17 protein-coding genes are annotated in these 20,472 nt (G+C 73.0%); 4 read left to right on the top strand and 13 right to left on the bottom strand.

Annotated elements, in window-relative coordinates; all coding sequences use genetic code 11:
• The first annotated feature begins 82 nt into the window (after positions 1-82).
• Both RMN56_RS01465 and RMN56_RS01460 read left to right on the top strand, forming a co-directional pair.
• The gene (locus tag RMN56_RS01465) at positions 83-907 is read left to right on the top strand and encodes a glycosyltransferase family protein (RefSeq protein ID WP_313722012.1); all 825 of its coding nucleotides are present in this window, start codon (positions 83-85) and stop codon (positions 905-907) included.
• 162 nt (positions 908-1,069) lie between these two features.
• Positions 1,070-2,419: a glycosyltransferase gene (locus tag RMN56_RS01460; protein WP_313722011.1), complete on the top strand. Its 1,350-nt coding sequence runs from the start codon at positions 1,070-1,072 to the stop codon at positions 2,417-2,419.
• Between the two features lie 62 nt (positions 2,420-2,481).
• Here the strand turns inward: RMN56_RS01460 and RMN56_RS01455 are convergent, their stop codons facing one another.
• The 3 genes from RMN56_RS01455 to RMN56_RS01445 are packed head-to-tail and all read right to left on the bottom strand — an operon-like array spanning position 2,482 to position 6,083.
• Positions 2,482-3,705, bottom strand: coding sequence for a glycosyltransferase (locus tag RMN56_RS01455; RefSeq protein ID WP_313722009.1), 1,224 nt, complete (start codon positions 3,703-3,705; stop codon positions 2,482-2,484).
• Positions 3,705-4,898, bottom strand: coding sequence for a glycosyltransferase family 4 protein (locus tag RMN56_RS01450; protein WP_313722008.1), 1,194 nt, complete (start codon positions 4,896-4,898; stop codon positions 3,705-3,707). Before RMN56_RS01450 ends, RMN56_RS01455 begins: the two co-directional genes overlap by 1 nt.
• Positions 4,899-4,949: 51 nt before the next feature.
• Positions 4,950-6,083, bottom strand: a complete 1,134-nt coding sequence (locus tag RMN56_RS01445) for a DegT/DnrJ/EryC1/StrS family aminotransferase (protein WP_313722007.1) — start codon at positions 6,081-6,083, stop codon at positions 4,950-4,952.
• A 199-nt stretch (positions 6,084-6,282) separates the two neighbouring features.
• Between RMN56_RS01445 and RMN56_RS01440 the strand changes: the two genes are divergently transcribed.
• Complete coding sequence (locus RMN56_RS01440) at positions 6,283-7,290, top strand: DUF389 domain-containing protein (RefSeq protein WP_313722006.1); 1,008 nt, start codon at positions 6,283-6,285, stop codon at positions 7,288-7,290.
• On the opposite strand, the gene RMN56_RS01435 is transcribed toward RMN56_RS01440, so the two are convergent.
• Positions 7,253-7,723 (bottom strand): hypothetical protein, encoded by a 471-nt coding sequence (locus RMN56_RS01435; protein ID WP_376787260.1) that lies wholly within the window; start codon positions 7,721-7,723, stop codon positions 7,253-7,255. The two genes, RMN56_RS01440 and RMN56_RS01435, sit on opposite strands and share 38 nt — an antisense overlap.
• Before the next feature lie 155 nt (positions 7,724-7,878).
• Entirely contained in the window at positions 7,879-10,398 is a 2,520-nt protein-coding gene (locus RMN56_RS01430) for a Tex family protein (RefSeq protein ID WP_313722004.1), read from the bottom strand.
• 154 nt (positions 10,399-10,552) lie between these two features.
• On the opposite strand from RMN56_RS01430, the gene RMN56_RS01425 reads away from it, so the two are divergent.
• A complete protein-coding gene (locus tag RMN56_RS01425; protein ID WP_313722002.1) occupies positions 10,553-12,064 on the top strand; it encodes a deoxyguanosinetriphosphate triphosphohydrolase family protein in 1,512 nt (503 codons plus the stop codon).
• A 1-nt stretch (position 12,065) separates the two neighbouring features.
• Here the strand turns inward: RMN56_RS01425 and RMN56_RS01420 are convergent, their stop codons facing one another.
• The 8 genes from RMN56_RS01420 to RMN56_RS01385 form a co-directional block, all read right to left on the bottom strand.
• A complete protein-coding gene (locus tag RMN56_RS01420; RefSeq protein ID WP_313722001.1) occupies positions 12,066-12,710 on the bottom strand; it encodes a NeuD/PglB/VioB family sugar acetyltransferase in 645 nt (214 codons plus the stop codon).
• Positions 12,707-13,420 carry a sugar transferase gene (locus tag RMN56_RS01415; protein ID WP_313722000.1) on the bottom strand — a complete coding sequence of 238 codons (714 nt, stop codon included), beginning with the start codon at positions 13,418-13,420 and terminating at the stop codon, positions 12,707-12,709. Before RMN56_RS01415 ends, RMN56_RS01420 begins: the two co-directional genes overlap by 4 nt.
• Positions 13,421-13,506: 86 nt before the next feature.
• Entirely contained in the window at positions 13,507-14,649 is a 1,143-nt protein-coding gene (locus RMN56_RS01410; protein WP_313721999.1) for an MBL fold metallo-hydrolase, read from the bottom strand.
• 89 nt (positions 14,650-14,738) lie between these two features.
• Positions 14,739-15,683 carry an SDR family NAD(P)-dependent oxidoreductase gene (locus RMN56_RS01405; RefSeq protein ID WP_313721998.1) on the bottom strand — a complete coding sequence of 315 codons (945 nt, stop codon included), beginning with the start codon at positions 15,681-15,683 and terminating at the stop codon, positions 14,739-14,741.
• Positions 15,680-16,864, bottom strand: coding sequence for a zinc-dependent alcohol dehydrogenase (locus RMN56_RS01400; protein WP_313721997.1), 1,185 nt, complete (start codon positions 16,862-16,864; stop codon positions 15,680-15,682). Before RMN56_RS01400 ends, RMN56_RS01405 begins: the two co-directional genes overlap by 4 nt.
• A 155-nt stretch (positions 16,865-17,019) precedes the next feature.
• Positions 17,020-17,781, bottom strand: coding sequence for a succinate dehydrogenase/fumarate reductase iron-sulfur subunit (locus RMN56_RS01395; protein WP_091263420.1), 762 nt, complete (start codon positions 17,779-17,781; stop codon positions 17,020-17,022).
• Positions 17,778-19,712, bottom strand: coding sequence for a fumarate reductase/succinate dehydrogenase flavoprotein subunit (locus RMN56_RS01390; protein ID WP_313721996.1), 1,935 nt, complete (start codon positions 19,710-19,712; stop codon positions 17,778-17,780). Before RMN56_RS01390 ends, RMN56_RS01395 begins: the two co-directional genes overlap by 4 nt.
• A 1-nt stretch (position 19,713) precedes the next feature.
• Positions 19,714-20,445 carry a succinate dehydrogenase cytochrome b subunit gene (locus tag RMN56_RS01385; RefSeq protein ID WP_313721994.1) on the bottom strand — a complete coding sequence of 244 codons (732 nt, stop codon included), beginning with the start codon at positions 20,443-20,445 and terminating at the stop codon, positions 19,714-19,716.
• Positions 20,446-20,472 lie beyond the last annotated feature (27 nt).

The raw sequence follows: 20,472 nt of genomic DNA, 5'->3' as shown, positions 1-20,472 counted from the left end.
GCCGCACCCGCGGATGCTGCCCGGCCCGGCGAGAGCGGCGTGGATGCGGCATCGGGTGTTGCGCGGGGTGACGCACTTGGCGGTGGATGCATTCCTGCCGGTGTACAGCAGGCCCGGGGTCGCGCACATCGACGCTGACTTCGATCAGCTGCGCCGCGAGGGTTTGCAGGTGGCGTTGATATCCCACGGCACTGATCTTCGGGACCCGGAGGCGCACATGCGCCGCTACCCGTTTTCCTATTTCGCGTCGGCCCCGCCTGGCTGGGTGACGGTGACGGGGGAGCGGGCCCGCGCGAACCGGCAGATCTCCCGGGAGTTGGGGACGCCGCTATTCGTGTCCACCCCAGATTTGCTGCTCGACGCTGACTGGGCGCGGTGGCTGCCGGTGACGATCAACCCGGACAGGTGGGTGGCGTCGAGGCCACCGCTGGCCGGGAGGGTGCCGATAGTGGTGCACCGGCCCAGCCGAACCGTCCCGCCCATCAAGGGCACGGAGGTCATCGAACCGGTGCTGCGCCGGCTGGACGCCAAGGGTCACATCCGGTACGTCGATCCAGGTGTCGTGCCGAACGCGGCGATGCCGGAGCTGGTGGCGGGCGCTGACGTCGTGGTGGACCAGATCCTCACCGGCAGCTACGGGGTCGCTGCCGTGGAGGCGATGGCAGCGGGCCGGCTGGTCGTCGGGTTCGTCGGTGAGGAGACGGCCGGGTTGATGCCGGAACGCCCACCGATCGTCAACGCCGCACCGGACGAGTTCGAGGCAGTACTCGATGACATTCTGACGTCACCGGATGGGTATGCGGCAGTGGCCGCGTCGGGACCGGGGTTTGTGCGGCGATGGCATGACGGGAGGGCTGCGGCGGAGGCGTTGCGGCCGTTCCTCGATCCGGCGCCTACGCCGACCTGACAGAGCGTTGGCGGCTCGCGCCGCCGCCGGCGACAGCTCCCCGCGCGTACCTAACCCTTTTGCCACGTCTTCGGTCGGTACAACTCGTTGGTGCACGTAGCAGGCTAGGAAGGAGTGTGGCCCAATGCAGGGCTCATGCTGCGGATGGTCCGGGGGCCGACCGTGACCGACAGTCAACGGAATCCCGAGACACCGCTGCGGCTGCTGGTCGTCTCCTACCATTTCCCGCCCGCCGAGACGGTCGGCGCGCGCCGACCGGCGGCGCTCGCGGCCCTGGCGCTGCGCCAGGGGTGGGACGTCCGCGTGCTGACCGCCGTCGGCGCGGACCAGGGCGGTGAGCCGACGCCGGTGCCCGAGGAGCGGGTGATCCGGGTCGCGCCGTCGCCGAAACTTCCGCGGCTCAACCGACCCGCGGCGCCCGGCGCCGCTGGTGGACCGGCGCGATCAAGCCCGGGGCTCGCCAGGGTCCGCGGCGGCATGAGGCGCCTGGTCGTGAAGGCCGGGATGGAGCTGCTCCTGCCGGACCCTCAGCTCAACTGGATCCGGCCAGCTGTCCGAGGCTTCCGCCACACCGCCGGCGACTGGCGGCCGGACGTCATCCTGGTGTCCGGTCCGCCCTTCTCCGGCTTCGCGGTGGCAGCGTCGCTCGCGCGCCGGCTCCGGGTGCCCTGGGTCGGCGACTACCGTGACCTCTGGTCGGTGGGAAACGAGTACTGGGTACGGTCGGCGCCGCGACTGGCGGTCGACAGGAGGCTGGAACGGCGGGTGCTCCGGTCGGTCGCCGCCTGCGTGACCGTCTCCGAGCCGCTGGCGGAGACCCTGCGGCGAGCGTTCGGTGTGGACACGCACGTGATCATGAACGGCATCGATCGCAGGCCGGTGCCGGCGCCCGCGGGGCCTGCCGACCCCGGTCCGGTCGGCCATGACCTGCCCGCGACCACACTGACCCTGGCCCACACCGGTTATGTCTACCCGGGCAGGCGCGATGCCGGTCCGCTGCTCGACGCAATCGCCCTGCTCGGCCCCGACGCCGCCCGGGTACACGTGATCTTCGCCGGGGAGGACAACGGGATAGTGCGCGCTGCGGTCGAGCGTGCCGGGGTGGCCGACTCCGTCACCCTGCTCGGGCAGGTGTCCCCGGAGAAGTCCTGGCGGATCCAGGCGGACGCGGACGCCCTCGTTCTGCTGATGTGGAACGACCCCAGGGACGTCGGCACGATGACCGGCAAGATCTTCGACTATCTGTACGCGCACCGCCCGATCCTCCTTCTCGGATACGAGAGCGGCGTGGCGGCGAAGCTGCTGCGGGACCGTGGTGCGGGAGTCACCCGCAACGACCCGCACGCCATCGCCGCCCAGTTGCGGGAATGGCTCGCCGTGAAGGAGCGCACCGGCCGGCTCCCGGCTGTGCCGCCCAACGCACTGGAGGGCTTGTTCCGGGAGGACCAGCTCGGCCGCTACCTGGAGATCCTCCGCGAGGTCGCGGGGCGCTGGGCAGCCGCCGGCCGGTAGTCGCCGAAAAGGGGTGTCCCGCGCCGACCGGTGCGGGACGCCCCATCGCTTTCGTGGCCGGGTCAGCGGGAGGGGGACAGAGTCACCGGCGTGCCGGCGTACATCCGCCGCCGCTCGGTGGCTTCGGCGACCGCCCGGTAGTACGCGGCCCGCCGTGCGTCGAGGGTCTCGGCGGAGAAGTCGCGGGCCCGGGCAAGGTTGCGGGCCGAGGCGGCGGCCAGCGCTTCGGGATCGGTCAGGACGCCCGTGACGGCGGCGGCCAGAGCGGCGGGATCGTCGGGCGGAACCAGGTGTTCCGCGGCGAGCAGCTCCGGTATGCCGCCCACGGTGGAGCCGACCGCCGGAAGCGCCCGAGCCATCGCCTCGATGAGCGCTCGCGGCAGGCCCTCGGTGCGCGAGGGCATCACGAAGAGGTCCCCGGCGTCCAGCTGGTGGCGGACCGCCTCGACGGTGGGCAGCGGCCCGATGAACGTCACCCGGTCCGCGACACCCAGCCGGGCGGCGAGCTGTTCAAGGTGGTGACGGTAGGCGCCCACGCCCACGTGCACCAGGCGCGTGTGGAGCCCGGCGGCGGGCATCAGCGCGAGTGCTTCGATCAGCGTGTCGATGCCCTTGTAGAGCTGTTCCAGGGACCCGACCGAGACCAGGGTCGCCTCCCGCAGTGGCGGTCGGACCGCACGGGCCTGCGGCACGAACGCCGGAGGCGGCAGGTCGACGCTGGAGATGCCCGCGGTCGGCGTCGTCGGCAGGGTCGGATACCGGCTCTGCAGGCGCCGCTCCGTCTCGTACGCCACGGCGGCGGCGGCGCGGCACTGCCGGCGGAGCCGCCGGGTCGACGCGACCTGCAGCAGCGGCCGCAGCGGATGCCGGACCACGCCGGGAGCGAGCACGTCGTACGGGTCGCCGATGACCTCCAGGGCGTACGGCAGGCGAGCGCGGTCCCGTGCCGCCGCCAGCAGCGAGCCGATCGGGGAGGGCACCCGGAGGATCACGGCGTCTCGCCGGTCCGCCGCGGCGGTCACCGCCCGGGCGACGGCCCACCGCCGTCGCAGGTACCCGCGGAAGCCGAGGTAGTAGGGCATTGGCCAGACCTCGACCCCGTCTCCATCCACCCGGGCGGCGGCTTCCGGTATCTCCGGCACGTCCCGGACCCGGGCGGCGATCCGCACCTGGTCGAAGGCCACCAGGTAGCGGCGCCAGACCGGGTTGGCCGGGCCGGCCTCCACCCACACCCGCCCGTCCGGCGTGCGACTGAATCGGGACTCCGACGTCACGACGACCCGCATCAGGGCCTCCCGGCGGTGGTCCCGCACGCGGCCTCAACGATGTCGGCGACCCCGACCGCCGTCGTCCGGTTGTCGAAGTGCCGGATGGCGAACCGCTGTGCCCGTTCACCGCGCGTCCGGAGGTCGCCGTCGACGAACTCGCGGTACGCGCTCCGCAACGCAGCACCCAGCGCCGTCGCGTCCCCCCGCGGCACCACCCAGCCGGTCGTCTCGTCCACCGTCTCGGGCAACCCACCGGCATCGCTGACGATGCACGGCACCCCCGACGCGCTGGCCTCGCAGGCTGCGCCGTGCCCCTCAGAGAGCGATGGGCTGACGCTGACATCGGCTGCCCGATAGCAGTCGCGGACGTCCGCGACCGAGGTCAGCCAGGAGACGCTGTCGTCCCGGTCGAGGTGGAACTGCCGAACCAGTTCCTGCCGGTGGGCCTCACCGGCAGGCGAGAATCCGGCGCCCACGAGCAGCAGCCGGGAGCGCGGGTGCAGCTCGTGGAACGCCTGCCACGCCGTAAGCAGCACGTCGTGGCCCTTGATGCCGCGTCCCTGGAAGACCATCTTCCGAGGTGGATAGACGTACGCCACCATGATGACGACGAACACGTCCTCCTCGATGCCGAGTTCCGCGCGGGCCTTGGCGCGGGTCTCCTCCCGACCGGCCGAGCCCTCCAGGGCGGCGAAGTGCGCGGTCCGTGCCCCGTAGGACTTCACCGGTCGCCGGTCCGCCGGGCACCCGAGCGCCCCGTAAAGCCGGGAGGTGTAGCCCGTGCCGCAGATGGTCACGCTGTCCAGCCGCCACAGAAGGCGTTCCGCCGCCCGGATCAGCCGGGACTCCAGGTAGAGCGGTCCGGCCACCATGTGCACCCGCCGCAACGGCAGGCCGACGGTGGCGAAGCGCGCGGCGAGCGCGGACGCGTACAGGTGGTAGTTCAGTACGTCGAGGCGAAGCCGACGGGCGAGCTGCCGGAGCCGCCACAGTCCGCGCACCGTTTCGATCCCGGGCCGGAAGCGGAAGTCGAACGGTGAATCGCGCACCTCGAAGCCACTCCGCCGCAGTTCCTCCGTCAGCCGGCCCGCGCCGGGCGGGAGGATCATCACCACCTCGTGCCCGCGACGGCGGAGTTCCTCCACCTGGGGGATGATCCAGAGCCCGCCCTGGTTGGTCTTCAACAGGACGGCGATTCGCAGTGGTCGCACGCCTACCTCCTCGTCGTCCAGGTCGGGAACGTTCCGCGGCGGCGGTGCCCGTCATCGCCGGCGGTCCAGGAACTCCTCGATGGCGCCGACGACCCGCGCCATCCGGCGGTCGTCCAGGACGGAACCGCTGGGCAGCGTGAGGCCCTGCGCGAACAGGTTCTCCGCAGCTCCGGTGATCACCGCCCGGCAACCCGCGAAGACCGGCTGCAGGTGCATGGGCTTCCACACCGGCCGGGTCTCGATGTCCTGCGCGCCGAGGTGCGTGCCGAGTTCCGCCGCCCGCCACCCCGACCGCTCCGGGTCGACCACGATGCTGGTCAGCCAGCAGTTCGAGCCCTCGTCGCCGTCCGCCAGCAGGCGTACGCCCGGAACGGTGGAGAAGAGCTTGGCGTACCGCTCCCGGACCAGCCGGCGGCGGCGCATCATCCCGTCCAGCCGGTGCAGCTGCGCCCGCCCGAGCGCGGCGAGCAGATTGCTCAGCCGGTAGTTGTAGCCGACGTCCGCGTGCTCGTAGTGGGGCACGGGCTCGCGCGCCTGGGTGGCCAGGTGCCGGCAGCGGGCGAGCAGCGCGGCGTCGTCGGAGACCAGCATGCCGCCGCCGGAGGTAGTGATGATCTTGTTGCCGTTGAACGAGAGGGCGCCGAGCCGGCCGAACGAGGCGGCCGGACGTCCGTGGTACGTCGCACCCAGGGCCTGCGCCGCGTCCTCCACGACCGGCACCCCGGCGGCGGCGCAGACCGGCAGCAGGTCGTCGTACTCGGCGCAACTGCCGAACATGTCCGCGACGAGCACCGCCGCGACCGTCTCGCCCGCCCGGCTCAACCGCTGCAGCATCTCCTCCAGCGCGGCGACGTCCATGTTGCCGTTCGCCTGGTCGCAGTCGACGAAGACGGGCTCGGCACCTGTGTAGACCGCCGCGTTGGCCGTCGCGACGAAGGTCATCGTCGGTGCGACCACCACGGTGCCCGGCCCTGCCCCGAGGGACAGCAGCGCCAGGTGGAGGGCGGACGTGCCGGAGTTGACGGCCAGGGCCTGCCCGGTCCCGACGCGCTCCGCGATCTCCCGCTCGAATGCCTCGACCTCGGGACCGAGGGGGGCGACCCAGCCGGAGCGGAGCGCCTGGAGGACGTAGGACTCCTCCAGAGGCCCCACGTCGGGCGGCGACAGGTAGATACGGCCGCTCATCGGGCCTCCGACCGGGACGGTGGGTAACGGTGATCGCTGCGACTGGTCACGGCCGGTAAAACGGACAACAAGGCACTTAGGTAATGCCGCTCCCTGGCTCTCGTCCCAAACCACCTGATCCGGCCCGGTCTCCGGCGGGACGAGTAGAGTGCGGCGGCCGGCGGTGCTGGGCCGCCGCAACGGCAGGGGGAGGTGGCCGGTGCTGCACCTGAGGGTGATCGCGCCGCCGGGCCAGTCGAGCGCGGTCGTCGACCTGCTGGCGGCCGATCCCGGCGTCACCCACCTCGTGGTGCTCCCCGGGGCAGCCCGCCAGCCGGCCGGCGACTACGTGACCTGCGACGTGGTGCGGGAGAGCGCCGACGGCGTCCTGCGCGGGCTCCAGGAACTGGGCGTCGAGGCGCACGGGGCGATCGCCGCGGACGACGTCGAGCTGACCCTGTCCGCGGCGGCGGACAAGGCCGCCGAGGACGCCCCCGGGCACGGCGAGGACGCCGTGGTCTGGGACGAGATCGCCGCGAAGACCGGTGAGCAGACGGTGCTCACCGGCACCTTCCTCGCGCTGATCATCGTCGCCACCATGATCGCCGGCATCGGCGTGCTGCTCGACCAGCCCATCCTGATCGTCGGCGCCATGGTCGTCGGCCCGGAGTTCGGCCCGCTCGCCGCGCTCTGCGTGGCGCTGCTGCGCCGGCAGCCGCGCATCATCGGCCGGTCGGTGCAGGCGCTGGTGGTCGGCTTCCTCGCCGCCATGCTGGTCACCGTGCTGAGCACCTGGGCACTCACCGCCACCGGGCTGGTCGGTCGGGACATGCTGCTGGCCGACCGGCCGCTCACCGACTTCATCTGGCGCCCGGACGCGCTCTCCTGGGTGGTCGGCCTACTCGCCGGGGTCGCCGGCATGCTCTCGCTGACCTCGAAGAAGTCCGGCTCCCTGGTCGGCGTGCTGATCTCGGTGACCACCGTGCCGGCGGCGGCGAACGTGGCGGTCGCGGCGGCCTACGGGGTCTGGCACGAGGCGGCCGGCTCAGCCCTCCAACTCGTCATCAACTTGGCCGCCATCGTGCTGGCCGGCCTGCTCACCCTGGTCGTGCAACTCTGCTGGTGGCGGCGGGTGCAGCGGCGGTCGGCACGGGGCGTGCCGCGGCAGCGGGCCGATCGGCTGGGCTCGGTCAGCGCCAGTCGTCGCCCGCCTCGAGACGCAGGTTGAGCAGCGTCGCCAGGGGCACCGACTCGCCGTCCCGGCCGCCCCGCCCGACCACCAGCGGCGCCGGGGCGGGCTCGGGGTCCGCCCCGAACAGGCGCGACCGCAGGCTGGGCGGCACGGTGAGCAGGTAGAAGCGGCCCTCGGTGTCCACCGCTCGGCTGCGCGCCCGATCCACGTACCAGCCGGTGATCCGGGTCCGGTAGCGGCCCCGCCCGTCGTAGCCGGCCGCCGTCAGCCGCTCGGTGCGCAGCCCGCGCCGCAGCGCCTCGGCGGCGAACCGGGCCACCAACTCCGCGGCCTGCCCCTGCTCGGCGGCGCGCTGCCGGGCGTCGGCCGCCGCGTGTGCCCGCACCGCGCGGCGCTGCCGCTCCCGCCACTCCAGGCCGTCGTCCCCACCCACGCCCGCGAGGGTACGCGCCGCGCCTCGCCCCGCCATGTCGATGGTCCGAGGGATCCTGGACAGTTGCCGTTCGCCGCGAACGGCAACTGTCCAAGATTGAAAAGCGCCAACCGCTCGCCCGGATCAGCCCCGAGGCGGGTGCGCCGCCGAGCCGGGTCGTTCGTGACGCCAGCTCGACAGCGCGCGCAACCTCAGGCCAGGCCGGCGCGGCGGAGCGCGTCCGCCATGGCGCTGTTCTCCGGTGCCGGAGCCCCTCCGCCGCGCCCCGGCCGCTGCTGCGGCCCGCCACGCGAACCGCCCCGGTCACCCCGAGGGCCACCGCCCTGGCCACCGGCACCCTGGCCACCGCGAGGGCCGCCGCCCTGGCCACCGGCGCCCCGGTCACCGCGAGGACCGCCGCCCTGGCCACGAGCCCCCTGACCGTCGCCGCGCTGGCCGCCCCGATCGTCACGGCCGCCGCGCGGCCCGCCGCCCTGGCCGCCGCGGTCGCGGCGTCCGTCGCCGCCCTGCGGGCGTCCGGCCGGTGCCTCGTCCTCCAGCCGCAGGGTCAGCGAGATCCGCTTGCGGGGCACGTCGACGTCGAGCACCCGGACCCGGACCACGTCGCCGGACTTCACCACGTCGCGCGGGTCCTTGACGAAGGTGTGCGACAGGGCCGAGACGTGTACCAGGCCGTCCTGGTGCACCCCGACGTCGACGAACGCGCCGAACGCGGCCACGTTGGTGACCACGCCCTCCAGCACCATGCCCGGGGTGAGGTCGCTGATCTTCTCCACCCCTTCGGCGAAGGTGGCGGTGCGGAACTCCGGCCGCGGGTCGCGGCCGGGCTTCTCCAGCTCGGCGAGGATGTCGGTGACGGTGGGCAGGCCGAAGGTGTCGTCGACGAACTCGGTCGCCCGGAGCCCGCGCAGGATGGTCGACTTCCCGATCAGCGCGCGCAGGTCCTGGCCGGTGTGGGCGAGGATCCGGCGCACCACCGGGTACGCCTCGGGGTGCACGCTGGAGGAGTCGAGCGGGTCGTCGCCGCCGGGGATGCGCAGGAAGCCGGCGCACTGCTCGAACGCCTTCGGCCCGAGCCGGGGCACCTTCCGCAGCTCGCCGCGGGTGCGGAACGGCCCGTTGGCGTCCCGGTGCAGCACGATGTTCTCGGCCAGCCCGGCGCCGATGCCGGAGACCCGGGTGAGCAGCGGGGCGGAGGCGGTGTTCACGTCGACGCCGACCGCGTTGACGCAGTCCTCGACGACCGCGTCGAGGGAGCGGGACAGCTTCACCTCCGACAGGTCGTGCTGGTACTGCCCGACGCCGATCGAACGCGGGTCGATCTTCACGAGCTCGGCGAGGGGGTCCTGGAGGCGGCGGGCGATGGAGACCGCGCCGCGCAGCGAGACGTCCAGCCCGGGCAGCTCCTGGGAGGCGTACGCGGAGGCGGAGTAGACCGACGCGCCCGCCTCGGAGACCACCACCTTGGTGAGCTTCAGCTCGGGGTGCCGCTTGATCAGGTCGCCGGCGAGCTTGTCCGTCTCCCGGCTGGCCGTGCCGTTGCCGATGGCGACCAGCTCGACGCCGTGCGCGGCGGCCAGGGTCGCCAGCGTGTGCACGGAGGCGTCCCACTGCCGGCGCGGCTCGTGCGGGTAGATGGTGTCCGTGGCGACCACCTTGCCGGTGGCGTCGACCACCGCCACCTTCACGCCGGTGCGCAGGCCCGGGTCGAGGCCCATGGTGGGGCGGGCGCCGGCCGGCGCGGCCAGCAGCAGGTCGCGCAGGTTGGTGGCGAAGACCCGGACGGCCTCCTCCTCGGCCGCCTGCCAGAGCCGCAGCCGCAGGTCGGCGCCGAGGTGGATGAGGATCCGGGTACGCCAGGCCCAGCGCACCGTGTCGGTGAGCCACCGGTCGGCGGGCCGTCCCTGGTCGTTGACCCCGAACCGGCCGGCGATGGCCGCCTCGTAGCGGGTGGGGCCGGTGACCACGGCGTCGGAGTCGCCGTCGGCCTCCGGGTCCATGGTCAGGTCGAGCACGCCCTCCTTCTCGCCGCGGAACATGGCGAGGATCCGGTGCGAGGGCAGCCTGGTGTACGGCTCGGCGAAGTCGAAGTAGTCGGCGAACTTGGCGCCGGCCGTCTCCTGGCCCTCGCGTACCCGGGAGACCAGCCGGCCCCGCGACCACATCTGCTCGCGCAGCGTGCCGATGAGGTCGGCGTCCTCGGCGAACCGCTCGATGAGGATGGCCCGGGCGCCGTCGAGCGCGGCGGCGGCGTCGGCCACCCCCCGGTCGGCGTCGACGAAGTCGGCGGCTGTGGCGCGGGGGTCCCGCGTCGGGTCGGCCAGGAGCGTGTCGGCGAGGGGCTCCAGCCCGGCCTCGCGGGCGATCTGCGCGCGGGTCCGGCGCTTCGGCTTGTAGGGCAGGTAGATGTCCTCCAGCCGGGACTTCGAGTCGGCCGCCATGATCTGCGCTTCCAGGGCCTCGTCGAGCTTGCCCTGCCCGCGGATGGACTCCAGCACCGCGGCGCGCCGCTCGTCCAGCTCCCGCAGGTAGCGCAGCCGCTCCTCCAGGGTGCGCAGTTGCGCGTCGTCGAGCAGGCCGGTGGCCTCCTTGCGGTAGCGGGCGATGAACGGCACGGTGGCGCCGCCGTCGAGCAGCTCCACGGCCGCCCGCACCTGACGTTCGGCGACGCCGAGTTCCTCGGCGATCCGCTGGTGCACAGACTGGGTCACGATCTGATCCGCCTTCTCGGGTGGGTTCGGCAGTCATTGTGCCGGTCGCGTCGCCGCCGGCCGCGCGGCACCCGCCGGACCCCATTCGTCGCAAGGGCCCCAGAGGGTATCCGGCGCATCGCGACCCGCGGTGCCCTGCGCTAGCGTGGCGATCATGGAACAACCTGCGGATCCGCGGGCCCGGCGGCTCTTCGGCGGCAGCGCCCGGGCGCTCGGCGACCTGGCGGCCAGCCCGTTCCGGGCCGACCGGGACCGCATCGTGGGGTCACCCTTCTTCGCCCGGCTGAACGGGGTGACCCAGGTGATCAGCCCGGGCGGGTCGGGGCTGCTCGTGCACAACCGGCTCACCCACAGCCTCAAGGTGGCGCAGGTGGCCCGGGCGGTCGCCGAGCGGCTGACCGCCGACCCGGCGCACCGTGACCTGCTGGAGAAGCTGGGCGGCTGCGACCCGGACGTGGTGGAGGCCGCCGCGCTCGCCCACGACCTCGGGCACCCGCCGTTCGGGCACCTGGGGGAGCGGGTGCTGGACCGGCTGGCCCGGCAGCGGCTGGGGCTGGCCGACGGCTTCGAGGGCAACGCCCAGTCGTACCGGATCGTCACCAGCACCGAGATCCGCGGTGCGGCGACCACCGGCCTGGACCTGACCGCGGCGGTCCGGGCGGCGATGCTGAAGTACCCGTGGACCCGGCTGGACCACCCGGACCCGCACCCGCGGCACCTGGACCCGGCCCCGCGCGGCGCGGCCGGCCCGCCCGACGACCCGGAGAGCGGGTCGGCGAAGTTCGGCGCGTACCGGACCGAGCTGGACGACCTGCGGCAGGCCCGGGAGCCGTTCGCCGGGCGGATCCCGGACTGGCAGCAGACGCCCGAGGCGTCGATCATGGACACCGCCGACGACATCGCGTACGCCATCCACGACGTGGAGGACTTCTACCGGGTCGGGGTGCTCCAGCAGGGCGCGGTGGCCGCCGAGCTGTCGGCCTGGCAGCGCGAGTGCGGGCACTTCCGGGCGATCACCTCCTCGGCGCTGGCCGCGGCGGGCCGGCGCCCGGGTGCGGCCATCGAGCGGCTGCGCCGCCAGTTGCACCGCAAGGACGCCTGGATCGCCGACGACGAGGCGTTCGCCGCCGCCGTGGAGCACGTCCGGGAGGAGCTGGTGGAGGGGCTGCTGGCGCTGCCCTTCGACGGCTCGATCGAGGCCGAGCAGTACGTGGCCCGGTTCTCCGCCCGCTGGTCCACCCGGTTCGTCGACGCCATCACGGTGACCCCGGAGCCGGACGTCCGCTCCGGGTACGTGCTGCTGGCCAAGCCGCAGTGGCACGAGGTGCAGGTGCTCAAGTTCGTGCACCACCGGTTCGTCTTGGCCCGCCCGGACCTGGCCCTGCACCAACGGGGTCAGGCACGGCTGCTCGGCACGCTGGTGGAGGCGCTGTGGGAGTGGCTGCTCGACCCGGAGGAGGAGTCCCGGCTGCCCCGCCGGCTGCACGACCTGGTCGAGCTGGCCGAGGCGGAGCTGCACCCGCGTACGCCGGACCGGATCGGGCGGGCCCGGGGGCGGGCGATCGTCGACTTCGTCGCGCAGCTCACCGACGGGCAGGCGGTGGCGATGCTGGACGCGCTCTCCGGTCGCTCCGGCGCCCTCTGGACGGACGCCTTCGTGCTCTGAGTCAGCGGGCCGGTACGCCCTTGACCACGGTGGCGGGTGGCACGTCCCGCACCACGCAGGCGCCCGCGCCGACCGTCGCGCCGGCGCCGACGCGCAGCCCGGGCAGGACCACGGCGCCCGCGCCGATCAACGCGGCGCTGTCCAGGCGGCAGTCGCCGGAAACGGCCGCGAGCGGGTGCAGCGAGACGTAGTCCCCGACGACGCAGTCGTGCGCCAGGGTGGCGTTCTGGTTCACGTGCAGGTGCCGGCCGGCGACGACGTTGGTGGTGATCCGGCCGCCGGCGAACACCACGAGACCCTCGGCGGCGACCAGGTCGGCGCCGACGGTGGCGTCCGGGTGGACCAGGCTGGCGGGGGGCCTGCCGAGCGCGTCGACCCGCGCGCCGACCACCCGGCGGACCCGGGGGTCGCCCAGACCGAGCACCACGTGGGCCTGCGGGGACAGCTGGCCGAGCGCGGCCAGGGTCCCGAGGTACGGCGTGCCGCCCGCCTCGGCCAGCTTGCAGTTGCGCTCCGACGGGTTGTCGTCGACGAAGCCCACGAGCCGCCAGGGCGGCCGGGCGGCGCTGTCGTTGACCGCCGCCACCAGCTGGGCGATCTCCCGGCCGTGGCCGCCGCAGCCGACGACGACGAGATCGAGCCTCACCGGGCCCCACTCCCGGCGGTCGCCGGAATCGGCTGCTCCGCGGTGAGGCCGCGGAACTCGTGTGCGGTGACGCTGCCGGGCGCGCTGATCCCCTGCCGGCGCAGGACGGCCCTCGCGGTGCGGACCAGAATGCGCAGGTCGAGCAGGAGGCCGTGGTGGTCGACGTACCGGACGTCGTAGGCGAACTTCTCGTCCCAACCGAGTTCGTTGCGCCCGTTGACCTGGGCGAGCCCGGTGAGTCCGGGTCGGACCTCGTGCCGGCGGAACTGCTCGGGGGTGTAGCGGAAGCGGTAGCTGGTGGGCAGCGGACGGGGGCCGACCAGGCTCATGTCGCCCCGGACGATGTTCCAGAGGCTCGGCAGCTCGTCCAGGCTGGTGTCTCGCAGCCAGCGTCCGAGCGGGGTCAGCCGCATGGCGTCGTCGGCGGTGGAGAACCGGTCGGCGCCGGCTGCCATCGACCGGAACTTGAGGATGGTGAACTCCCGGCCGTTCCGCCCGATCCGCGCCTGCCGGAACAGCACGGGGCGGCCCATGGTGAGCAGCACCGCGATCGCCACTGCGGCCAGCACCGGCGCCGCCACCAGCAGCGCGACCAGCGCCACGGTGAGGTCGACCGCCCGCTTCAAGGCCGCGCCGAAGGCGCCGCCGGGCGGGCGGGGGCGGGAGAATGTCGCGGACTCTTCGACGCCTGGGGAGAGGCGGATCTGCATCTTTGTCCTCCGACGGCTGATTCGTCAGCGGACAGAGTAGTCACATATCCCACACAAGAAGGCGTTATCCGATTTTTCGGTGTGGCTCAGGCGACCGCCTGCCACCAGCCGTCCACCGCCGGCGGCTCGTCCACCACCACCCGCTCGCCGGGACGCGGCACGGCCAGCCGGACGTCCCGGGCCTTCGCCTCGGCCCAGAGCCGGTCCACCGGCTCGGACCAGTCGTGCAGGGCCAGGTTGAAGGTGGCCCAGTGCACCGGGACGAACAGCCCGCCACGCAGGTCGAGGTGGGCGGCGACGGCCTCCTCGGGGAACATGTGGATGCTCGGCCAGGCGCGGTCGTACGCGCCGATCTGCATGAGCGTCACGTCGAACGGGCCGTGCTCGGCGCCGATCTCGGCGTAGCCGTCGAAGTAGCCGGAGTCGCCGGTGTAGAAGACCTTCCGCTGCGCGCCGGCCACCACCCAGGAGCTCCAGAGCGTGCCGTCGCGGCGCAGGCCCCGCCCGGAGAAGTGCTGGGCGGCGGTGGCGGTGAGGGTCAGCCCGCCGACGCGGTGGCTCTCCGACCAGTCCAGCTCGACGATCCGGTCCTCCGGCACGCCCCACCGGTCCAGGTGGGCGCCGACGCCGAGCGGCACCAGGAACGGCGCGGACTGGTGGGCGAGCAGCCCGCGGACGGTCGCCAGGTCGAGGTGGTCGTAGTGGTCGTGCGAGATGAGGATGGCGTCGAGCCGGGGCAGCTCCTCGAGGCGGACCGGCGGCTCGTGGATGCGGCGCGGGCCGACCAGCGCCGACGGGGAGCAGCGGTCGCTCCAGACCGGGTCGAGCAGCACCCGGTGCCCCTCGATCTCGACCAGCGTGGAGGCGTGGCCGTACCAGACGATGTTCAGCTCGCGGGCCGGGTCGGCCGGTGCCGGGTCGGCCGGGCGCAGCACCGGCACGGCGCTGCCCGGTCGCCGCTTCTGCTTGCCGAAGATCAGCTCCTTGACCAGGTTGCGACCCGGGTCGGCGACCATGGTGCTGCGGGTGCCCGACGGGTTGTGGAAGGTGCCGTCCCGGAAGCGCGGCGAGCGGGCCGCCCGTTCCGCGCGGGCGCCGGCGAGCCGGCCGCCGAGTTGGGCGGGCACGTCCCGCGCCGCCCAGGCCAGCCCGGCCACCGCGGCCAGCCCGGCCATCCGCCACAGGCGCCCGCCGACCGCCCGGTCCAGTTCCCGGTCCGCTTCCCGCATGTCCCGTCCCTCCGCCGTGTCCCGCAGTACACGGTAGCCATCCGCCCGCCACCCCGCGCGGGCGACGACGCACCCGGCCGGCGCCCCGCTCAGCGCAGCCGGCGCAGCAGCGCCGAGCCGGCCGCCGCGGTCACCCCGCCCACCGACCGGACCGCCCGCGACACGTCGGGCAGCCAGCCGCCCCGGACCGCCTCGCCGGCCGGGTTGGGCGCGAAGACGATGCCCGGGTGCGGCGCGACCGGCTGGTCGCTCAGCCCGGCGAGCCGCATGAGCGGCCCCACCAGCACGTCGTACACGCCGGGGAGCACGGTGAAGCCGAACCGCATGACGACGTTGAGCCGCCCCACCGAGACCTCCCGGCGGGGCCGGTCGACGCAGTCGACCATGGCCCGGGCCACCCGCTCGGGGGTGGTGATCGGCGGCGGCGGGCGCCCGATACGGCCCAGGTAGTTGGCCGCCTGCCGGTAGACCGGCGTGTCGACACTGCCCGGGTTGACCAGGCAGATCCGCACGCCGGGGGTCTCCCGGGCCTCCTGCTGCAACGCCCGGGTGAGCCCCTGCAGGCCCCACTTGGCCGCCACGTAACCGCTCATGTACGGCGCGGTGATGTGCCCGAGGACCGAGCCGGTGAGGACCAGGGTGCCGGCCGAGGCGTCCCTGAAGCGGCGCAGCGCCACCCGGGCCACCTCGGCCGCGGCCAGCAGGTCGGTGCGGATCACCTGGTCGAAGACCTCGGCGGGGGTCTCGTCGAAGCGGCCGTAGGCCATCACAGCGGCGGTGTGCACCCAGACGTCGATCCGGCCGAACTCCGCCTCGGCCCGGTCGGCGAGCGCGGCCACCGCGCCGGGCGCGGTGATGTCCACCGGTACGACCAGGACGTCGACGCCGGCCGCCCGGCACTCGTCGCGTACCTGCGCCAGGGTGGCGGGGGAGCGGGACGCGAGGACCAGCCGGTCCCCGCGGCCGGCGAACTCCCGGGCCGCCGCTCGGCCGACCCCGCTGGTCGCGCCGGTGATCACCACCGTCCGGCTCACGGTTCGAGCACGACCTTGACGCAGCCGTCCTGCTTCTTCTGGAACATCTCGTACGCCTGCGGCGCCCGCGCCAGGGGCAGCCGGTGGGTGCGCAGGTCCTCGACGCCGAGCGGGTCGTCGTCGGCGGCGAGCAGCGGCATGATCTCGTCGACCCAGCGCTTCACGTGGCACTGGCCCAGGCGCAGCTGGACGCCCCGGTCGAACATCTCCATGAGTGGCATGGGGTCCTGCTCGCCGCCGTACACGCCGGAGACGGACACGGTGCCGCCGCGGCGGACCGCCTTGAGCGCGGCGTGCAGCACCACGAGCCGGTCCACGCCGGCCTTGTCGGTCATGGTCTGGGCCAGCTTGTCCGGCAGCAGGCCGGCGGCCGCCTGGGCGACCTTGCCCAGCGGCGCGCCGTGCGCCTCCATGCCCACGGCGTCGATGACCGCGTCCGGGCCGCGCCCGTCGACCAGGTCGATCAGCGCCCCGGGCACGTCGTCCAGTTCGCTGACGTCGAGCACCTCGATGCCGTGCCGGCGGGCCATCTCCAGCCGCTCCGGCACCAGGTCCAGCCCGATCACCCGGTCGGCGCCGAGGTGCCGGCCGATGCGGGCGCAGAACTGCCCGACGGGGCCGAGGCCGAACACGGCCAGGGTGCCGCCGCGCGGGGTGTCGGCGTACTTCACGGCCTGCCAGGCGGTGGGCAGGATGTCGGAGAGGTAGAGCCAGCGCTCGTCGGGCCCGGTCTCCGGGATCCTGATCGGGCCGAACTGGGCCTGCGGCACCCGCAGGTACTCGGCCTGCCCGCCGGGGACCGAGCCGTAGAGCGAGGTGTAGCCGAACAGCGCGGCGCCCTTGCCCTGGCTGGTCACCTGGGTGGTCTCGCACTGGGCGTAGAGCTGGCGGTCGCACATCCAGCACGAGCCACAGGAGATGTTGAACGGGACGACCACGCGGTCGCCGGGCTTGAGCCGGGTGACGCCCGGCCCGACCTCCTCGACGACGCCCATCGGCTCGTGCCCGAGCACGTCGCCGGGCTTCAGGTACGGCCCGAGCACCTCGTACAGGTGCAGGTCGGAGCCGCAGATGGCGGTCGAGGTGACGCGGATGACCGCGTCGGTCGGCTCCTCGATCCGGGGGTCCGGTACGTCCTCGACGCGGACGTCACGCTTGCCGTGCCAGGTCAGTGCCTTCATGCCTGAATGTCCCTCCTCCGTGCCGTCCATCGGACTGCTACCCGCGGGAGAGGGGTTGAACCGGCGGCGGGGCGGCCCGCGTACCCCCGGAAAAGGGCGACCGCCGCGCCCCGGGTGCGGGGCGCGGCGGTCGGGTGGGTCGGACGGCGGGTGGCTCAGGACCCCGGGGTGCCGGCGCGCTTGGCCGTCGCCTTGAGGTAGTCCCGGTTGAGCCGGCCGATGGTGTTCAGCGGGATGCCCTTCGGGCAGGCCGCCGCGCACTCGCCGATGTTGGTGCAGCCGCCGAAGCCGGCCTCGTCGTGCGCGTCCACCATGCCGATCACCCGGGTGTACCGCTCGGGCTGGCCCTGCGGCAGCAGCGAGAGCTGCGTGATCTTGGCGGCGGTGAACAGCATGCCGGAGCCGTTCGGGCAGGCCGCCACGCAGGCGCCGCAGCCGATGCAGGCGGCCGACTCGAAGGCCGCGTCCGCGTTGGCCTTGGCCACCGGCGTGGAGTGCGCCTCCGGGGCGCTGCCGGTCGGCGCCGTGACGTACCCGCCGGCGGCGATGATCTGGTCGAAGGCGTTGCGGTTGACCACGAGGTCCTTGACGACCGGGAAGGCCCGGGCCCGCCACGGCTCGATGTCGATCGTGTCCCCGTCGGAGAACTGCCGCATGTGCAGCTGGCAGGCGGTGGTGCCGCGCTGCGGGCCGTGCGCCTCACCGTTGATCATGAGGCTGCACATGCCGCAGATGCCCTCGCGGCAGTCGTGGTCGAACGCGACCGGCTCCTCGCCGTCGAGGATCAGCCGCTCGTTGAGCACGTCGAGCATCTCCAGGAAGGACATGTCCGGGGACACGTCCTGCACCGGGTAGGTCACCATCTGACCCTTGTCCTCGGGGCCCTTCTGGCGCCAGATGCGCAGGGTCAGGTTCACTTGTAGCTCCGCTGCGTGGGGTGGACGTATTCGAAGGTCAGGTCTTCCTTGTGCAGCACGGGCTGACCGGTGCCGGTGTACTCCCAGGCGGCCACGTAGGAGAACCGGTCGTCGTCGCGCTGCGCCTCACCGTCGGGGGTCTGGTGCTCGGCCCGGAAGTGGCCGCCGCAGGACTCCTCGCGGTGCAGGGCGTCGATGCACATGAGCTCGGCCAGCTCGAAGAAGTCGGCCACCCGGCCGGCCTTCTCCAGCGACTGGTTGAGCCCCTCGCCGTCGCCCGGGACGCGGACCCGCTGCCAGAACTCGTCGCGCAGGGTGCGGATCTCGTCGATCGCCTTGCGCAGCCCGGCCTCGGAGCGCTCCATGCCGCAGTGCTCCCACATGATCTGGCCCAGCTCCCGGTGGAACGAGTCCACCGTGCGGTCGCCGTTGATCGCCAGCAGCCGCTGGAGCCGCTCCTCGACCTCGGTCCGCGCGGCCACCGCCTCGGGGTGGCTGGCGTCGACCTTCTCCAGCCCGCCGGACGCCAGGTAGTTCGCGATGGTGTTCGGCAGCACGAAGTAGCCGTCGGCCAGGCCCTGCATGAGCGCCGAGGCGCCGAGCCGGTTCGCGCCGTGGTCGGAGAAGTTCGCCTCGCCGATCACGAACAGGCCCGGGATGGTCGACTGGAGGTCGTAGTCGACCCAGAGGCCGCCCATCGTGTAGTGCACGGCGGGGTAGATCCGCATGGGGACCTCGTACGGGTCCTCGCCGGTGATCCGCTCGTACATCTCGAAGAGGTTGCCGTACTTCGCCTCGATGGCCTTGCGGCCGAGCCGGTTGATCGCGTCGGCGAAGTCGAGGTAGACGCCGAGCCCGCCGGGGCCGACACCGCGCCCCTCGTCGCAGACGTTCTTGGCGGCGCGGGAGGCGATGTCCCGGGGGACCAGGTTGCCGAAGGAGGGGTAGATCCGCTCCAGGTAGTAGTCCCGCTCGTCCTCTCCGATGTCCTTCGGGCTGCGGGTGTCGCCCTTGGCCTTGGGCACCCACACCCGGCCGTCGTTGCGCAGCGACTCGCTCATCAGGGTCAGCTTCGACTGGTGGTCGCCGGAGACCGGGATGCAGGTCGGGTGGATCTGCGTGTAGCAGGGGTTGGCGAAGTACGCGCCCTTGCGGTGCGCCCGCCAGGAGGCGGTGACGTTGCAGCCCTTGGCGTTGGTGGAGAGGTAGAAGACGTTGCCGTAGCCGCCGGAGGCGAGCACGACCGCGTCGGCCATCTCGGTGCTGATCTCGCCGGTGACCAGGTCGCGGACCACGATGCCGCGGGCCTTGCCGTCGACGACGACCAGTTCGAGCATCTCGTGCCGGGCGTTCATCTCCACGTTGCCCAGGCCGATCTGCCGTTCGAGGGCCTGGTACGCCCCGAGCAGCAGCTGCTGACCCGTCTGGCCCCGGGCGTAGAAGGTGCGCTGCACCTGCGCGCCGCCGAAGGAGCGGGTGTCGAGCAGGCCGCCGTACTCGCGGGCGAACGGGACGCCCTGGGCGACGCACTGGTCGATGATGTTGACCGAGACCTCGGCCAGCCGGTGCACGTTCGACTCGCGGGAGCGGAAGTCGCCGCCCTTGACGGTGTCGTAGAAGAGCCGGTGCACCGAGTCGCCGTCGTTGCGGTAGTTCTTGGCGGCGTTGATGCCGCCCTGCGCGGCGATGGAGTGGGCCCGGCGCGGGCTGTCCTGGTAGCAGTAGGACTTCACGTGATAGCCCTGCTCGGCCAGGGTCGCCGCGGCGGAGCCGCCGGCCAGGCCGGTGCCGACCACGATCACGGTCAGCTTCCGCCGGTTGGCCGGGTTGACCAGCTTCATCTCGAACCGGTGGCGGTCCCAGCGGGTCTCGATGGGGCCGTCGGGTGCCTTGGTGTCGGCGATCGGGTCGCCGGTGGTGAAGAGATCCATGTCAGGCCACCAATCCGGTGAGTACGGCGAACGGGACCACGAGGTAGCCGACGCAGAGGGCGACGGCGAAGACGAGGGCCGCGGCGCGCGCCCGGCGCTCGCCCTTCGGGGTCTGCTGGCCGAGGCTGCGGAACGCGCTGAACGCGCCGTGCCGCAGGTGGAAGCCGAGCGTGACGATCGCCAGGGTGTAGAAGAGCGTGACGTACCAGCGGTCCGCCGCGAAGTCCTGGACCACGTTGCCGTAGGGGTTGGCCGGGTCGCCCTGCGGGTTCAGGTGACCGGTCGTCAGGTCCAGGATGTGGTAGATCACGAAGAGCAGGATGATCACACCACCCCAGCGCATCGTGCGGGCCGCGTAGTTCACGTGGATCTTCCTGCGGTGCGCGTACGCCACCGGGCGGGCGGCCCGGGCGCGCATCGCGAGCACGGTGGCCGAGACGATGTGCGCCACCACCGCCACGGTGAGCACGGTGCGCTGGATCCACAGGTACCAGGTCGACGGCAGCAGCGGCGTTCCGATCTCGCGGAGCCAGTGCGCGTAGTGGTCGAACGAGGTCTCGCCCGTGAAGATCTTCAGGTTGCCGAGCATGTGCGCGATCAGGAACAGCACGAGGATGATGCCCGTCACCGCCATGACGGCCTTGAGGCCGACGTTCGAGCGGATGGGCGACCGAGTTTTCGTGATTACCACGTGACCGACGCTAGGAGCAGTTTGATCAGTCGTCCAATGCATCGACCTCGCAGTCTTGATAGCCATAAG

Source organism: Micromonospora halotolerans (genome assembly GCF_032108445.1).
GTDB lineage: Bacteria > Actinomycetota > Actinomycetes > Mycobacteriales > Micromonosporaceae > Micromonospora > Micromonospora halotolerans.
The sequence above is the reverse complement of the archived record's forward strand: the minus strand, read 5'-3'. Positions and strand labels throughout refer to the sequence as shown.

What these genes read in the sequence shown, in the direction of transcription:
- RMN56_RS01390 (WP_313721996.1), bottom strand. Translation starts at nt 19,712, where the DNA reads ATGGATCTCTTCACCACCGGCGACCCGATCGCCGACACCAAGGCACCC.
- RMN56_RS01435 (WP_376787260.1), bottom strand. Translation starts at nt 7,723, where the DNA reads ATGGCGGGGCGAGGCGCGGCGCGTACCCTCGCGGGCGTGGGTGGGGAC.
- RMN56_RS01385 (WP_313721994.1), bottom strand. Translation starts at nt 20,445, where the DNA reads ATGCATTGGACGACTGATCAAACTGCTCCTAGCGTCGGTCACGTGGTA.
- RMN56_RS01400 (WP_313721997.1), bottom strand. Translation starts at nt 16,864, where the DNA reads ATGAAGGCACTGACCTGGCACGGCAAGCGTGACGTCCGCGTCGAGGAC.
- RMN56_RS01410 (WP_313721999.1), bottom strand. Translation starts at nt 14,649, where the DNA reads ATGCGGGAAGCGGACCGGGAACTGGACCGGGCGGTCGGCGGGCGCCTG.
- RMN56_RS01425 (WP_313722002.1), top strand. Translation starts at nt 10,553, where the DNA reads ATGGAACAACCTGCGGATCCGCGGGCCCGGCGGCTCTTCGGCGGCAGC.
- RMN56_RS01455 (WP_313722009.1), bottom strand. Translation starts at nt 3,705, where the DNA reads ATGCGGGTCGTCGTGACGTCGGAGTCCCGATTCAGTCGCACGCCGGAC.
- RMN56_RS01415 (WP_313722000.1), bottom strand. Translation starts at nt 13,420, where the DNA reads ATGCAGATCCGCCTCTCCCCAGGCGTCGAAGAGTCCGCGACATTCTCC.
- RMN56_RS01445 (WP_313722007.1), bottom strand. Translation starts at nt 6,083, where the DNA reads ATGAGCGGCCGTATCTACCTGTCGCCGCCCGACGTGGGGCCTCTGGAG.